12 protein-coding genes are annotated in these 14,795 nt (G+C 70.8%); 4 read left to right on the forward strand and 8 right to left on the reverse strand.

What is annotated here, in order from left to right:
* Positions 1–80: 80 nt before the first annotated feature.
* The gene (locus ACFYO8_RS00510) at positions 81–458 is read right to left on the reverse strand and encodes a RidA family protein (protein WP_354864413.1); all 378 of its coding nucleotides are present in this window, start codon (positions 456–458) and stop codon (positions 81–83) included.
* Positions 459–468: 10 nt separating this feature from the next.
* Entirely contained in the window at positions 469–1,743 is a 1,275-nt protein-coding gene (locus ACFYO8_RS00515; RefSeq protein WP_354864411.1) for an MFS transporter, read from the reverse strand.
* 209 nt (positions 1,744–1,952) lie between these two features.
* Here ACFYO8_RS00515 and ACFYO8_RS00520 point away from each other — a divergent pair, with 209 nt between their 5' ends.
* Together ACFYO8_RS00520 and purD are read left to right on the forward strand one after the other, a co-directional pair.
* A complete protein-coding gene (locus ACFYO8_RS00520) occupies positions 1,953–3,569 on the forward strand; it encodes a PLP-dependent transferase (protein WP_354864409.1) in 1,617 nt (538 codons plus the stop codon).
* A 25-nt stretch (positions 3,570–3,594) separates the two neighbouring features.
* Positions 3,595–4,911 (forward strand): phosphoribosylamine--glycine ligase, encoded by a 1,317-nt coding sequence (purD, locus tag ACFYO8_RS00525; RefSeq protein ID WP_354864407.1) that lies wholly within the window; start codon positions 3,595–3,597, stop codon positions 4,909–4,911.
* Positions 4,912–4,990: 79 nt separating this feature from the next.
* Here the strand turns inward: purD and ACFYO8_RS00530 are convergent, their stop codons facing one another.
* Genes ACFYO8_RS00530 through mtnA form a run of 6 tightly spaced genes read right to left on the reverse strand, consistent with a single transcriptional unit; the run spans position 4,991 to position 9,940 of the window.
* On the reverse strand, positions 4,991–5,797 hold the full coding sequence (locus tag ACFYO8_RS00530; RefSeq protein WP_354864405.1) for an S-methyl-5'-thioadenosine phosphorylase: 807 nt from the start codon (positions 5,795–5,797) through the stop codon (positions 4,991–4,993).
* Positions 5,770–6,993: a pyridoxal phosphate-dependent aminotransferase gene (locus tag ACFYO8_RS00535; RefSeq protein WP_354864403.1), complete on the reverse strand. Its 1,224-nt coding sequence runs from the start codon at positions 6,991–6,993 to the stop codon at positions 5,770–5,772. Before ACFYO8_RS00535 ends, ACFYO8_RS00530 begins: the two co-directional genes overlap by 28 nt.
* Positions 6,994–7,680 (reverse strand): acireductone synthase, encoded by a 687-nt coding sequence (mtnC, locus tag ACFYO8_RS00540; RefSeq protein ID WP_354864401.1) that lies wholly within the window; start codon positions 7,678–7,680, stop codon positions 6,994–6,996.
* Entirely contained in the window at positions 7,677–8,261 is a 585-nt protein-coding gene (locus ACFYO8_RS00545; RefSeq protein WP_354864399.1) for a cupin, read from the reverse strand. Before ACFYO8_RS00545 ends, mtnC begins: the two co-directional genes overlap by 4 nt.
* 27 nt (positions 8,262–8,288) lie before the next feature.
* Positions 8,289–8,909 (reverse strand): methylthioribulose 1-phosphate dehydratase, encoded by a 621-nt coding sequence (gene mtnB, locus ACFYO8_RS00550; RefSeq protein ID WP_354864398.1) that lies wholly within the window; start codon positions 8,907–8,909, stop codon positions 8,289–8,291.
* The gene (gene mtnA, locus ACFYO8_RS00555) at positions 8,906–9,940 is read right to left on the reverse strand and encodes an S-methyl-5-thioribose-1-phosphate isomerase (protein WP_354864396.1); all 1,035 of its coding nucleotides are present in this window, start codon (positions 9,938–9,940) and stop codon (positions 8,906–8,908) included. Before mtnA ends, mtnB begins: the two co-directional genes overlap by 4 nt.
* A gap of 269 nt (positions 9,941–10,209) precedes the next feature.
* Between mtnA and ACFYO8_RS00560 the strand changes: the two genes are divergently transcribed.
* Together ACFYO8_RS00560 and ACFYO8_RS00565 are read left to right on the forward strand one after the other, a co-directional pair.
* Positions 10,210–13,332 (forward strand): amino acid adenylation domain-containing protein, encoded by a 3,123-nt coding sequence (locus ACFYO8_RS00560; protein WP_354864394.1) that lies wholly within the window; start codon positions 10,210–10,212, stop codon positions 13,330–13,332.
* Positions 13,329–14,747 carry a class I SAM-dependent methyltransferase gene (locus ACFYO8_RS00565; RefSeq protein WP_354864392.1) on the forward strand — a complete coding sequence of 473 codons (1,419 nt, stop codon included), beginning with the start codon at positions 13,329–13,331 and terminating at the stop codon, positions 14,745–14,747. The genes ACFYO8_RS00560 and ACFYO8_RS00565 overlap by 4 nt, the downstream gene beginning before the upstream one ends.
* Positions 14,748–14,795 lie beyond the last annotated feature (48 nt).

A 14,795-nucleotide genomic window follows, 5' to 3' on the forward strand; every position in this document is an offset into this window, starting at 1 on the left:
CGACCTGCGAAAGCGGAAACCCGCCAGGTCGCGTCCAACGGAGGGGACGCGACCTGGCGGGCCCGGGAGGTTCACGGGCATCAGGCCGCCGCGATGGCCTCGATCTCGAGCAGCCAGGACTCGTCCCAGCATCCGGTGATGATGATCCCCAGGGCCGGACGGTGACCGCCGAGCATCTCCTGCCTGATCTTGGAGTTCACCTCCCGGTCGGAGCGATCGGCCAGGTAGGTGGTGACCTTGACGAGGTTCTCGACGGTCATCCCGGCCTCGTGCAGGACCGCCAGCACGTTGCTCCAGACCAGCCGGCACTGGGCCTCGAAGCCCTCCGGCACCGCTTCGTCGGCGGTCAACGGCGCTTGACCGGTGATGAACAGCAGCCGCTGCGCGCCGGTGACGAGCGCACCCTGGGAGAGCCCCGGGTCGACGAGATGCGGGGGATCCACGTTGGTGAAGTTCATGCCAGCGATGCTAAGAAGTCACAACCCGGGTGTCATCCTCGTGCGTGCTCAGTTGCCCCGCGGGCAACCGGGCGCTCCGGTCCCGCACGGCCGGGACGACGGCGATCAGCAGCAGCGCCGCGGTCAGCGCGAAACCGGCCGGGTAGCTGAGGAGGTCGGCCACGAAGCCGAATCCCACGGCGCCTATTCCGAGCCCGGCGTCATAGGCGAAGTTCCACAGCGCGCTCGCCCGGCCGAACTCGGCCTTGTCGACCCGCTCGAACAGCATCACCATCGTCACGTTCTGCCCCGCACCGAAACCGATGCCGAACAGCACCATTCCCGCGATCACCGCGATGGGGCTGTCCAGCCAGACCACGCAGAAGGTGCCGACGGCCGACAGGAGCACGGCCGGAACCAGCAGCCGGGACACGCCGTGACGGTCGGCGATCCAGCCCGCGGCCCAGCGCGCCAACGCGACCAGACACGACTGGATGAGCAGAGCCAGCGCGGCCAGGCCGCGTGACTCCGCCGACACCGCCAGCGGCAGGAAGGTGGCGAACACGCCCGACGCCACCGCGAGCGCCGTGAAGATCAGCGTCGGACGGGCCAGTGCGCCGGTCATTCCCTTGAAGACCCTGGGCTCCTGCTCGACCCGGCCGGTCCTGGACGGCAGGAAGAGCACGGCGAGCACCCCGGCCAACCCGATCATCGTCATCGCCGTGAAGATCGTCGAGAACCCGACGTGGTCGGTGAGCCACACCCCGGCCGGCAACCCCACGACGGCCGGTATCGCGCAGATGACCCCGTACAGCCCGAGCGCTTCCCCGCGGCGTTCGGGCGGGACCAGTTCGGCGACGAGAGCGCCGCCGGCGACCACGAAGATGCCGAATCCGGCGCCACGCACCAGCGACACCGTGATGACCAGCTCCACCGCCGCCGAGAGGGTCAGCAACAGTGACGGCGCCGCCAGCAGGAGCAGCCCCAGCGTCAGCACCGTCCGATATCCCCACCTCGCCAGCAACTTCGGTGCGGCAAGCTCGAGCAGCACTGTGGACAGCATCATCGCGCCGGTGGACAGACCGGCGCCGACGTCGCCCGCGTCCGAGCCCCCGGCATAGAGCGGGACGACCGACAGGAGCAGGAAGAAGTTCGTGAGTGCGCCGAACGCGGCCAGCAGCAACAGGACCATCGGACGGTTCAGGATCGGCGTCGGAGTGGGCCTGCGCCCCTGGCGCTTCGAGGGGTCGGCCGCTCTCGTGGTGCGCGCCTGCTTCACGGGTGGCGCCTGCGGGTCGACATCCATGACAGCGTCGTATCCCCTTACCGTCAATGTAGCCCGATATTCGTGACAAGTGTGCCCATGCCCACCGATCAGGTCGACGTGATCCGGCAATTGAGCAATTTGGAACAAGATTTCGCGGTGTGGCCACAAAGTAGCATCAGAGCTGGCACGACGATGTCCGCTGGAGCGGCGTTCCCGGTACAGCCGCCGGCCCGAGTTGGAGGAGCACGTTGCCAGAGCACACGCGGTCGACGGCCGACGAAAGCGGCGAGCCGCGGGTCCTCTCCGGCGGCCCGCCGGCAACCACGGCGCCGGCCGGCGGCGAGGCCGGCCCCGAGGCGTCCGGCCAGGTGACGGATCTGGTCAGAGCACTGGACAGCTGCGCCTGGGAGCTGAGCACGGCACGACACGACATCGACGAGTTCGTCGGGTACTGCGAGCGCAACACGCTACCGGTGGACGAGCCGGTCGTCGCCGCCCTGGTCGCCGCGGCCCACGCGGCCGGGGAACACATCGCCGAGCAGCGGCACCTGCTTCTGACGCAGTCCGCGATCGACGCGGGCCAGCTGTCGGCGAGCGAGTTGGCGCTCCGCTTCGGGTTGGCCACGCTCTCTTATGTCCGCGGTGCGTTGGAATGGCGTTCGGCCGCATTCGACCAGTCTGCGGCCGTGCAATTCTTCGACCTCCGGGCGCAGGGCTCACCAATCGTGAACTACGAGCGCTACGTGCACGATCCGGTGCACCGGGTCGAGGCGCAATTGCTCGACGTTCTCGGCCTGTCACCGGAGCGTCATTCGATCAGCGCCACCTCGTCCGGTGTCGCCGCCTACACCCTGGTCGAGGCTTTCCTGCTGCGGGAGCGGTTGCGGAACGGCGACATGGTCCTGATGGCGCCGTACATCTACTTCGAGGCGTCCGAGCAGTTGGTCACCCTGCCGTTCGTCCGGGTCGAGCGGGCTTCCGGGTACGGCGTCGAGGAGATCATCGCCGATGTCGTGCACTACCGGCCGCGAGCCCTCTTCGTGGACCCGCTGTCCAACACGGCCGAGCAGCGCATGATCGACTTGTCCGGCCTGCTGGCCCGGCTGCGATCGGTGGTCATCGAGCGGACCACGGTCGTGATCGACGGCACCATGCTCTCCGGTGGCATGCCAGCCGACCTGCTCGACAGCGACGACAAGGTCGAGGTGCTGTACTACGAAAGTGGCTCGAAGTACCTCCAGTTGGGCATGGACGCCGGAATGGCCGGCATGGTGGCCTACCCGATCGAGTTGCGGGAGGCCTTCGACCGGCAACGCCGCAACACGGGGTTGATCCTCTACCGGCACGGCTCGGACCTGTTCCCGCGGTATCAGCGATCCTTCTATCGCCGGCGGATGACGAGGATCGGCGCGAACGCGCTGCGGATCGCCGAGTTGCTGCGCGGCGACCACCGGGTCACCGACGCCGGTGCGGTCTTCTACCCCGGCCTGCCCGACCACCCCGACGTCCGGATCGCCGAGCGGCTGCCGTACGCGGGTGGGTGTGTGACGTTCCTGTTCCACGAACGGGACCGCAACACCAAGGCTGAGCTCAACCTGCTGTTCGACCGGATCTTCGCCAACGCCCGGGTCTCGGACGTGCAGGTGACCAAGGGAGCCAGTTTCGGTTTCTCGATCCCGCGACTGTCCGCGGCGGACGCGTTCGCCGAGGGCGAGCCCCCTTTCCTGCGGCTCTACGCGGGCGATCGGGCCGACCAGGTCGAAGCGCTCACCGAGGCGTTCGCCCAGGCCCTCGCCGACCACGTCGGCGCGTCGCCCCGCGATCTCGCAGGTGACGACTCACCCCGGATTTCCCGAGTCTCGTAACTGTCGCCCAAACGGGAGCCCTTGGATGCGCAATGTGCTCATCATCGACTACGCCGGCCGGGGGCACGCCTTCGCCGACCTGTTCGTGAGAACCGACCCGGACGTCACCGTGCACCTCGCGCCCGGTTGCGCGGCGATAACTGACGATCGCATCGTCTCGGCGCCCTGGCTGGACATCTATCACCCCGGCCCGGTGGTGGAGTACGCCAGGGAGATCGGCGCGGACCTGGCCATGCCGGCCCATCCCCGATCACTGACCGAAGGGTTCGTCGACGAGCTGCGCGCCGCAGGGGTCCCCACCATCGGCCCGGACCGGTCCGCGACCCGTCTCGAGTCCAGCAAGAGGTTCACGAAGGAACTGTGCGTGAAGTACGGCATCCCGACCGCGGGATACCGGTACTTCGAGGATCCGGCGGCCGCCATCGCGTACGTACGCTCGGCCGACGGCCCGCACGTCGTGAAGGGCAACGAGTCGTGCCAGGGAAACGGCGTCTTCATCTGTGAGACCGAGGCCGAGGCGATCGACGCGATCAACCGGCTGATGGTCTCCCGGGACTTCGGGCCCGGCGGACGGACGATCATCATCGAGGAGAAGCTGGTCGGCCGGGAACTGCTGTACTTCGCGCTGGTCGGCGGGGAACACCACCTGATGCTGCCGATGGCGGTCGACTACCCCCGGTCCGACGACGGCAACCGCGGCGTCATGTGCGGCGGCATGGGCGCCTTCTCGCCGAGCCCGGACGACACGCCCGAGGAGATCGAGAGGTTCGAGCGCCAGATGCTGCGGCCGCTGCTTGCCGCGATCGACGCCGAGGGCCTCCACTACACCGGGGTGATCTACGTCGGTTGCATGCTCGTCGGAGACCAGCTCCACCTCATCGAGATCAACGCCCGGATGGGCGACCCGGAGGCCGAGGTGGTGTTTCCCCGGATCACGACGAACTTCACGGAGGTGGCGACGTCCATCCTGGACGGCACGCTCGACCGGCAGCCGCCGCTGGTCGTCACCGACGAGTGTTTCGTGAACGTCGTGGCCACGCAGGGGCCGACCAGGGAACCCGGCCGGTCCTTTCCCGGCTGGCCCTACGGGGAATACGGCCGCGGCTACCCCATCACCGGTCTGGACGCCGTCGACCGGGACCGCTGCCTCGTCTTCTACGGTGCCGCCCGCACCCGGCCCGACGGCCAGTTGGTCACCGACGGGGGCAAGAGCATCAACCTGGTGGGTCGCGGCGCCACGCTCGACGAGGCGGCCTCGCACGCCTACCAGGCGATAGCCGAGGTGAGCTTCCAGGGCATCCGATACCGCAACGACATCGCGAAGGCCATGCCGTGGGATTGACGCCGGATCAGGCCCGGCGCCGGTGACGACAGGGGGACCGTCCTGCGGGAGGACGGTCCCCCTGTCATGTCAGCAGGCTTCAGCCCGGCAGGGCGAAGGGGAGGGTGAGCCCGTCGTGCGCGTGGGCGCACCGGCATTCCCCCTGGTCGCCGAGGCTCGCCACGGTCCGCAACACCAGCTCGCGTAGCCGCTCGACGTTCTCGGAGAACACGCGGAAGACCTCGTCCTGCGCCACCGCGCTCTCCTCGTCGATGCCGGCGTCGAGGTCCGTGACGAGAGCGATCGAGGTGTAGCACATGGCCAGCTCGCGAGCCAGCGCCGCTTCCGGGAGCCCGGTCATGTTGATCAGCGACCAGCCCTGCCGAGCGTAGTACTGCGACTCGGCGCGGGTGGAGAACCGCGGACCGTTGATCACGACCATCGTCCCACCGTCGACGGCGGGCTGCCCGAACTCGGCCGCGTTCTTCACCACTGCGGCCCGTCCGTCCGGGCAGTACGGATCCGCGAAGCCGACGTGCACGGCGCCGGTGTCGAAGAAGGTGGCGGCGCGCCCACTGGTGCGGTCGACCACCTGGTCGGGCACGACGAACGAGCCCGGCCCGAGCTCGGGGCGCAGCGAGCCGACCGCACAGGGGCCGAGCACCTGGCGTACGCCGAGCGACCGCAGGGCCCAGAGATTGGCACGGTAGTTGATCACGTGGGCCGGGTGCCGGTGGCCCTTGCCGTGCCGGGGCAGGAAGACCACCTCCCGGCCGCCGACCACGCCGCGCACCAGACTGTCGGATGGCTCCCCGTAGGGAGTCTCGACGCTGACCTGCTCGGCTTCCTCCAGCAGCGAGTACAGCCCGCTGCCACCGATCACACCGACCGGCGTGCTTCCCGCCATGGTGCCGCTCCTTCCCGCTGCTTCGTGGTGCTGGCGAACTCGGCCAACCGGCCGGCGGCGGTGGCGATCACCGCGTGACTCTTGCAGAACGCGAACCGGACGAGGTGCCGCCCGGCCTCGGTGTCGGCGTAGAACGCCGAGCTGGGGATGGCGACCACCCCCGCCTTGGTGGCCAGGTCCTGGCACAGCGCGGTGCCGTCGAGGTATCCGACCGACCGGGCGTCCACCTGGAGGAAGTAGCCCGCCTCGCAGGAGAAGCAGCGCCATCCGGACGAGGTGAGCGCGTCCCGCAGCGTGTCGCGGGCGGTCATGAGGCGTGCCCGGAGCTCACTCAGCCAGCCGTGCCGTTGGGGCAGCGCCGCGGCGACGGCGTACTGGAACGGCGTGCCGCCGGCGAAGGTGAGGTACTGCTTCACCGTCCGCACGGCGGCGACCATCCGCTCGGGCCCGCACGCCCAGCCGATCTTCCAGCCGGTGGCGTTGAAGGTCTTGCCCGCGGAGGAGATGGTGAGCGTTCGTTCCGCCATCCCGGGCAGCGAGGCCAGCGGGACGTGCCGGATCCCGTCAAAGGTCAGGTGCTCGTAGACCTCGTCGGTGACGGCGATCAGGTCGTGCCGCCGGCAGACGGCGGCGATGTGGGCCAGCTCGGCCGCCGAGAACACGGTACCGGTCGGGTTGTGCGGCGTGTTGACCAGCACCGCGCGCGTGCGTGGGGTCACCGCCGCGGCCAGTTCGTCGGGATCGAAGGTGAACCGGTCGTGCTGCGGACGCAGCGGCACGGTGCGCCGGTGGGCCCCCGCCATGGTGATCGCCGCGCTGTACGAGTCGTAGTAGGGCTCGAACACCAGCACCTCGTCGCCCGCCGGGACCAGAGCGGCGATCGCGGCGGTGATCGCCTCGGTGGCGCCCGCGGTCACGAGGATCTCGGTGTCCGGGTCGTACGGTGTGCCGTAGTCGGCCGACCGTTGCTCGGCGATCGCGCGGCGAAGCTCGGGCACACCCGGCAGCGGCGGGTACTGGTTACGCCCGGCGAGCACCGCATCCGCTGCGGCCTTGAGCAGCTCGGGGGGACCGTCGCTGTCCGGGAAGCCCTGACCGAGGTTGATCGCGCCGGTTCGGTTCGCCAGCGCGGTCATCTCGGCGAAGATCGTGCTGCGGAAGGCCGCGAACTTGGGGACGAGCACGTCGTTGCTCACTCAGGCCACCTCCGTTCTCGCGCCGAACCCGGCGAGGTCGTCGACCACCCGGTGGGTGCCGAAATCGGTCTCGCAGCCGGGCCGGCGTACGCCCACGGCCTGCCAGCCCGCCGTCCGGGCGGCGTCCAGCTCGGCCCGGCTGTCGGACAGGAACAGGATGTCGCGGTCGGCCGCGCCGATGGCCTGCGCGATCCTCCGGTAGGAAGCCGGCTCCCGCTTGGGGCCGCCGGTCACCGTGTCGAAGTGCCCTGTCAGGTACCCGAGCAGATTGCCCTGGTCACTGCGGGAGAACCAGAGCCTCTGGGCGAGCTCGGAACCGGAGGAGTAGATCCAGCAGGGCGTGCCGAGCCGGTGCCACTCGGCGAGTGCCGGCGGCACGTCCGCGTAGAAGACACCGGACAACTCACCGGCCAGAAAACCCTGCTCCCAGATCAGCCCGTGCAGTGTCTTGAGCGGGCTGTGCTTCGCGTTCTGGTCGTGCCAGTCGAGCAGGGTCCGTACCACGTCGTCGAGGTCGGACCCGTCGCCGAGCAGGCCGCGAACGCCGGCGACCACCTCGCGGGTGCCGGGACGGTCCTGCCGCACCCAGCTCTCGATCCGATCGCGGGCGTAGGGGAACAGCACGTCGTGCACGGCCGACAGCGGGCTGACCGTGCCCTCGATGTCGAGGACGACTGCACCGGTCATGAGGTGGGCGCGGGAGCGAGCAGTTCGTCGAGGGTCGGGATCCGGGACGCGATCTCCGAACCGGTGAACTCGGCCACCCAGCCGTCCTCCTCCTGGAAGAACCGGATGGCGCAGAAGTGCGGCCGGGTGCCCATGTCGAACCAGTGCGTCGTGCCCGCCGGGACCGACATCAGGTCACCGGCCGTGCAGACCACGGCGTATACCTTGTCATCCAGGTGGAGGTAGAAGCATCCGCTGCCCTCGACGAAGAAGCGGATCTCGTCCTCGTCGTGGGTGTGCTCGTTGAGGAACTTCGTCCTGGCCGCCTCCGCCTTGGCCGGCCACTCCGGGTCGGCGTCGTTCGGCACCATCCGGACCACGTCGACGAGCGGGTACGGGCCCTCCGCCGAGAGCCGCTCCACCTCGGAGGCGTAGGCGGCGAGCACCTCCTCCTGCCCGGCGTCCGGGGCCAGCGGGACGGTCGCCCAGCGCTCGAGCCGGATGCCGTGCGGCGCCAGCTCGGCGGCGATCTCGGCGATGTCCTCGGTGCGCGTCAACACGTTCGTACCGTCGTCCTTGGGCATGACCTGTAGCAGGGTCATCGGGATCTCCTTGTCACTGATGGCACGTCATGAGCGGTCGACCAACAACGTGAGCTGGCACATCGCCTCCAGGCATTCCATGCGGTTGCGCGCGATGTCCAGCGTCGGCCCCCACGTGGTCGCCCCGTGATTGCCGATCAGCATCACCGGCGGCGCATCCGCGGCGATGCGATCGAGGACGTCGTCGGCGATGCGGGGCACCTGGGCGTGGTTGTCGAACACCGGAACGACAACCTTGGACGGGTCGGCGAGTCCGAGTCCTTTGATGATCTCCAGGTCCGTGAACGTCACGCTGTCGGCGCCGCGCCGCGCCGCCAGGATCGCGGTCGCGGTGGCGTACGGCGGATGGGCGTGGACGACCGCCTGGGACTCGGCGGACAACCGGTACAGCGCCGCGTGGATGGTGGTCTCGGCCGACGGCCGCGGGGCGTCGGCGTTCACCGGGCGCGCGTCGTCGATGCGGACCTCGACCACGTCGGCGGCGGTGATCGAGCCCTTGCTGACGCCGCTCGCGGTGATGAGCGCGGTTTGACCACCGGGCATCCGGATCGAGAGGTTGCCCGCGGTGCCCTCCAGCCAGCCGCGGGCGTAGAGCGCGGCGGCGGTCTCGGCCAGGGCGTTACCCGCGCCGTCGACGGACCAGGTCATGAGACCGGCTCAACCACGGGCGGTGCCGACAGCGATGTCGTCAGCGGACGGAACGGCCCGGATTCGGTGACGACGGCGGTCACCAGCTCCGCGGGCGTGACGTCGAACGCGGGATTGAACACCGCGGTGCCCGCCGGCGCGACCTCCACCCCGCCGAACGCGGTGACCTCACCGGCCGCGCGCTCCTCGATGCGGATCTCCGCACCACTGGCCAGCGACATGTCCAGGGTCGACTCGGGTGCGACGACGATGAAAGGGACGCCCGCACGGTGCGCGGCCAGCGCGAGCGAGTAGGTGCCGATCTTGTTGGCCACGTCTCCGTTCGCGCACACCCGGTCCGCCCCGACCAGGACGCAGTCCACCATGCCCGAGGCCAGAGCGGCCGGCCCGGCCGAGTCGACCAGCATGCGGTGCGGGATGCCGGCCTCGGCCAGTTCCCACGCGGTGAGCCGGGCGCCCTGCAACAGCGGCCGGGTCTCGCCGAACAGCACCTCGGCCACGTGGCCGGCGTCGGCGAGGACGCGGATGGCGCCGAGCGCCGTGCCCCACGCCACCGTGGCGAGACGCCCGGTGTTGCAGTGGGTCAACAGCCGCAACGGCTTCCGCCCGCACAACCGCCGGACGAGGTCGGCGGCCTCGTCAGCGGCCGCGCGATTACGCTGTTCGTCCTCGACGAGGATCGCGTTCGCCTCAGCGAGCACGGCGTCGGCGCCACTGCTGAGCTTGCCGATCACCCGGCGCACCGCCCAGCTCAGGTTCACGGCGGTCGGCCGCGCGTCGGCTATCCGCCGGGCGTCGGCGCGGACGGCGCCTTCGTCGCAGACGCCGTCGCGTGTGTGCGCCCGCGCCGACATCGCCACCGCGAGCGCGCCGGCGACTCCGATGGCCGGGGCCCCGCGGATGGCCAGGCGTTGGATGGCGTCGATCACTTCGCCCGGCGTGGTGAGCCGCAGCAGCCGGTACTCGTGCGGCAGCGCGCACTGGTCGACAGCCTCGACGACTCCGTCCCGCCAGGCGATGGAGAGACTCATGCGCGTCAGTCTCGCAACCGGCCGGGCGGGCGGGCATCTTCGATCGTGCGGACAGTGCCGAGGGGAGATCTTCGACCGTGCGGACGGTTCGGCCCACGCGGGGCGGCCGTGGCGGTTGAGCAAGGCGGGAGGTGATGCCGTCTCCGGGATCGAGAAGCATGGCGGCATCGACAAGGATGCCGAGACCGGTAGGGGTGGCGATGACCACGAACGAACTCGACCGTGTGCCAGTCGGACCCGGCGGAGTCGACCGCAGGAAATGGGCCCAAGTGGCGGCCGAGGTGCTCGGGTGCGCGACCGAGACGATCGAGGAGCGCGCCGACACCGCCTCCTTCATCGATCTGGGCGGCACCTCCCTGCGGGCGGCCGACTTCGCCGCCCGGGTCGAGCGCCGGCTGGGCGTCGCGCCACCGTTGCGCGCACTGCGGGCGGCCGTACCGCTCACCGAGGCCATGGCGCAGGCGACCGAGTACCGGCCGGTGTCGGCCGGTGACGAGAGCACCGCGGTGGACCGGCCGCTGCTGACCGGCCAGGCCGGCATGCTCCTGGCCGAGGACATGATCGAGGGCCGCCCGGTGCGGGTGATCTACACGGCGGAGAGCGCCGTGCCCTTGAATCCGGAACGGCTGCGGTCGACGCTGGCCGCGCTCACCCGCAACCACGAGGCGCTGCGCACCATCTTCACCTCCGGCGCCACCGCGCGCGCCGAGCGCGAGGCCCTCGCGTCCTCCCACGGCGGGTACGTCGCCGGGTCTCCGGGCGACGACTTCAGCCGACGGGTGCTGTCCAGCTGGGAACCGCGGCTGATCGAGCAGCGGCTGGTTCCGCCGGCCGGCGGTGACGTGGTGGCCATCGTCCACAGTCAGCTCTCGGCCGCGCCGGGGCTGCTGCGGCCGTTCGAGGAGCCGCCGATCCTGTTCGTGCACACCCGGGTCGAGGGTGGGCCCGATCTGCTGAGTGTCCTGTTCCACCACGCGTTGATGGACGGGTGGGCGCTGGGCCGGTTCTGGCACGTGTTCGCCCACGCGTACACCACGGGCGTCGCCGAGCCGGGGCCTTCGCCCGACCTGATCGCGGCCTGGCACCGGGAGATCAGCGAGAACGGGCGGCTGGCAGAGCTGACCCGCCTCGCCGTCGAAGACCTCGCAGGGCTGCCCGAGACGGTGCCGCTGCCCGTGGACCGCAAGCGGCCCGAGGTTCCCGACGTGATGGGCGTGCACCTGCCGTTCGGCCTGAGCGCCGAGCTGCGGAACCGCGTCGAGGCGACCGCGCAGCAGCTCGGCGTGCCCCACACAGTTGTGGTGTGCAGCGCCTGGGCGATGGCCGTGGGTCGCCGGGCCGGTTTGCGGGACCTGGCCATCGGCGTCGCGATGTCCGGGCGGGAGGCCATTCAGCTGCACGACGTGCTCGGGCTGTGCGTGCGGATCGTGCCGGTGCGTTTTCAGATCGACGGCGCCCGTACGGTCGCCGAGCAGTTGCGCGCCTGGGCCGCCTCCTGGTCAGCCGCCACCGGCCGCTCCGAGCTGCCGTTCGAGGAGATCATCCGGGCGCTCGGGAAGGAGGAGGTCCGCGATCGGACGCCGGTCATCCAGGCCGTGTTCGAGGCCCACGACGAGCTGGTGGGCGACCGGCTGCGCGCGGGTGACCTGGACCTGCGGCTGCACGAGGGATACGGCGGCTCGTCCATGATGGAGACGACGCTGTTCCTCACCAACTGGGGTGAGCGGCCGTCGTTGCAGCTGGAGTACCAGCCGAGTGTCTTCCGGCCGGATGAGGCGATCGCCCTGATCGAGGGCTTTACCGCGGCGCTCGAGGAGCTGGTCACGGACCTGGACGCGCCGGTGTCGTCGGTGCGGGCCGTCTCGGCGGAGCAGCGGCGGTGGCTGGACGCGCTCTCCGACGGGCCGGCCACCGACTGCGAGGCGGATCTGTGGCACCTCTTCGAGGAGACCGCCGAGCGCTTTCCGGACGAGGTGGCGGTCGATGACCTGACGTACGACGAGCTGCTCGCCGCCGTGCGTACCCAGGCCGCCGCCCTGGCCCAGATCCGCCCGGGCGACCGCGTCGTGCTGGCCGTGCCCCGCGGTGTCGCCGAGGTCGTGGCCGTGCTGGCGGTGCTGCATCGAGGGGCGGCCTACGTGGCGGTGGACCAGGCCGCCCCACGTGACTGGCTCGCCCAGATCCTCCGCCAGGTCTCGCCGGTGGCCGTCATCGGCGCGCCCGAGGTGGCCGAGCTGGCCGGCCGGCCGTCGATCGAGCCGTGGACGCCGGCGATGCCGCTGGAGCCCGGGCCTGAGCCGGCGCCGGCCGACCCGGGCCGCTTCGCGTACATCGCCTTCACCTCCGGCTCCAGCGGAAGGCCCAAGGGCGTCCCCGTGCCGCACCGCGCGGTGGTGCGCCTGATCCGCGACGCCGACTATGCGCAGAAGGGCCCCGGTGAGCGCTTCCTGCGGGCCGCGCCCCTGGCGTTCGACGCGTCCACCTTCGAGATCTTCGGTTCGCTGCTGTCCGGCGCCGGCCTGCAGATCCTGCCGGACGGACCGGTCGCCCCGACCGAGCTGGCCCGGTTCCTGATCGAGCGTGAGGTCACGGTCGCGTTCCTGACCACCGGCCTGTTCCGGCTCATGGCCGACCACCGGCCCGAGGCGTTCGCGCGTATGCGCCAGGTGATCACCGGCGGCGAGGTCACGCCGCCACAGCAGGTGCGGCGGGTGCTGGAACGCCACGAGGGACTGCGGATCAGCCTCGCCTACGGCCCGACCGAATGCACGACCTTCACCACGATCCACCACTTCGACTCGCCGGCCGAGGTGAGCGACCCGCTGCCGATCGGCCGGCCCTTGGCGGGTACCCGGTTGATCGTACTGGACGACGAGGGTCACCCGGTGCCGCCAGGAGCGGTCGGTGAACTCTGCGTCGGCGGCATCGCGCTCGCCGAGGGCTATCTGGACCAACCTGAGGAGACCGCCCGCGCCTTCGGCGCGAAGGCGCCGGACACGGGCGAGCGCCTCTACCGGACCGGAGACCTGGTGCGCTGGGACGGCCGTGGCCGCCTCATGTTTGTCGGTCGCCTCGACCAGCAGCTCAAGGTACGCGGGTTTCGCGTCGAGCCCGAGGCGGTGGCGCGGCGGCTGCGCGAGCACCCGGGGGTGCGCGACGCGGTGGTCGTCGGTGAGGGCAAGGTCGCCGACCAGCGGCTGATCGCCGGGGTCATTCCTGAGGGCCCGGCCCCGTCGCCGGCCGAGTTGCGGGCCTGGGTCGGTCAGACGCTTCCGGCATGGGCCGTGCCGGAGCTGTGGGCCTTCATCGAGGCATTCCCCCTCACCAGGAACGCCAAGGTCGACCTGCGGGCGCTGGCCGCGCAGGCCGTGACCATGGGGAGCGGGCGATGACCGGCCTCGAGAGCATCCTCGGCACGCACCCCCGGGTGGAGCGCGCGGCCGTGGACGATGGCGTGATCTATGTGGTGCCGGCCGAGGTGCGGCAGCCCGAGTTCGTCACGCGCTGGCGCCGGCTCTACGACGACCTCTACTCCGCCGACTCCGAGGCGGCTGGGCACACCTCCGACTTCAGCGGCTGGACCAGCAGCTACACCGGGGAGCTCATCCCGACCGACCAGATGGAACAGTGGCGCGCGGCGACCGTCCGCCGCGTCCGTGCCCTCAAGCCGTCGCGGGTGCTCGAAGTCGGCGTCGGGTCGGGACTGCTGCTCTGGCACCTGGCCCCCGACTGCGTCGAATACCGGGCCACCGACTTCTCCCCGGTCACCATCGCGAAGCTGCGGGCCCGGCTGCGGAACGCGGGCGTTCCCTGGGCGGGCCGGGTGCACCTGCGGGCGGCCGAGGCCGTCGAGACCGACCGCTTCCCCGAGGGGTACTTCGACACCGTGATCCTCAACTCGGTGACGATGCACTTCCCCGGACACGGGTATCTGCGCCGGTTCATCGAGCAGGCGCTGCGGGTGCTGGCGCCGGGCGGTCGGTTGTTCGTCGGTGACAACCGGAACCTGAGCCTGCTGCCGCAGTTCCTCACCGAGGTGCAGCGCACACGCGACCCTGCGGCCCCGCCGGCGGAGATCCGTGACCGGGTACGCGAGGCGGCCGTCACCCAGCAGTGGATGCTGCTCGCCCCGGAGTACTTCGTCGCCACGGCGCGGGAACTGCCGGACGTAGTAGGCGTCGACATCCAGCTCAAGCGCAGCTCCGCGGTCAACGAACTGACCAGCTTCCGGTTCGACGCGGTCCTGCACAAGGGACCGGCGCCGGTCCGCTCACTCGCCGGTGTGCCCCGGCTGCGGTTCGGCGACCTGCCCGACGGGACCGACCTCACCGGACTCACCCGCCGGCTCACGGAGCGGGCGGGCGAAGACCTGCGGGTGACCGGTATCCCGAACCGGGCGCTGACCGCACTCGTGGCCGCGGCGGCCGCCATCGAGCGCGTCGAGCCGGTCCCGCCTCGGGAGGCATGGGGCTGGCTGCCGGAAGATCTGCATCTACTCGCCGAGCACCTCGGCCGTCGGGTTGTGGTGACGGCATCGGCGCGTCCAGACGAGATGGACGCCGTCTTCCTCGGCACCGACGCGGCGGAGCCGCTGACCGACCTCTACGAGGTGCGGGAACCGATCGAGTCGGCGGCGCACTACCTGAACCACCCACAAGCGGCGGAGCTGGCCGAGGAGATACGCCGCTTCGCCGCCGAACGACTGCCCGAGTCCGACGTCGCCCCGATCAAGGTCGTCAGCGCGCTGCCGCCGGCCGTCGAGACGCGGCTGCGCGCCCTCGGACGGCACGACCGGTCGCGCCCATGACGGCGGATCCAGGTCGGACCGGCCGGCCGGACGACCAGGGGCGGCACG

Source organism: Micromonospora sp. NPDC005257 (assembly GCF_042872445.1).
Classification (GTDB): domain Bacteria; phylum Actinomycetota; class Actinomycetes; order Mycobacteriales; family Micromonosporaceae; genus Micromonospora.

Bases quoted from the DNA above. Each gene is read 5' to 3' on its own strand.
- ACFYO8_RS00510 (WP_354864413.1), bottom strand. From the start codon at position 458: ATGAACTTCACCAACGTGGATCCCCCGCATCTCGTCGACCCGGGGCTC.
- ACFYO8_RS00515 (WP_354864411.1), bottom strand. From the start codon at position 1,743: ATGGATGTCGACCCGCAGGCGCCACCCGTGAAGCAGGCGCGCACCACG.
- purD (WP_354864407.1), top strand. From the start codon at position 3,595: ATGCGCAATGTGCTCATCATCGACTACGCCGGCCGGGGGCACGCCTTC.
- ACFYO8_RS00530 (WP_354864405.1), bottom strand. From the start codon at position 5,797: ATGGCGGGAAGCACGCCGGTCGGTGTGATCGGTGGCAGCGGGCTGTAC.
- mtnC (WP_354864401.1), bottom strand. From the start codon at position 7,680: ATGACCGGTGCAGTCGTCCTCGACATCGAGGGCACGGTCAGCCCGCTG.
- ACFYO8_RS00545 (WP_354864399.1), bottom strand. From the start codon at position 8,261: ATGACCCTGCTACAGGTCATGCCCAAGGACGACGGTACGAACGTGTTG.
- mtnB (WP_354864398.1), bottom strand. From the start codon at position 8,909: ATGACCTGGTCCGTCGACGGCGCGGGTAACGCCCTGGCCGAGACCGCC.
- mtnA (WP_354864396.1), bottom strand. From the start codon at position 9,940: ATGAGTCTCTCCATCGCCTGGCGGGACGGAGTCGTCGAGGCTGTCGAC.
- ACFYO8_RS00565 (WP_354864392.1), top strand. From the start codon at position 13,329: ATGACCGGCCTCGAGAGCATCCTCGGCACGCACCCCCGGGTGGAGCGC.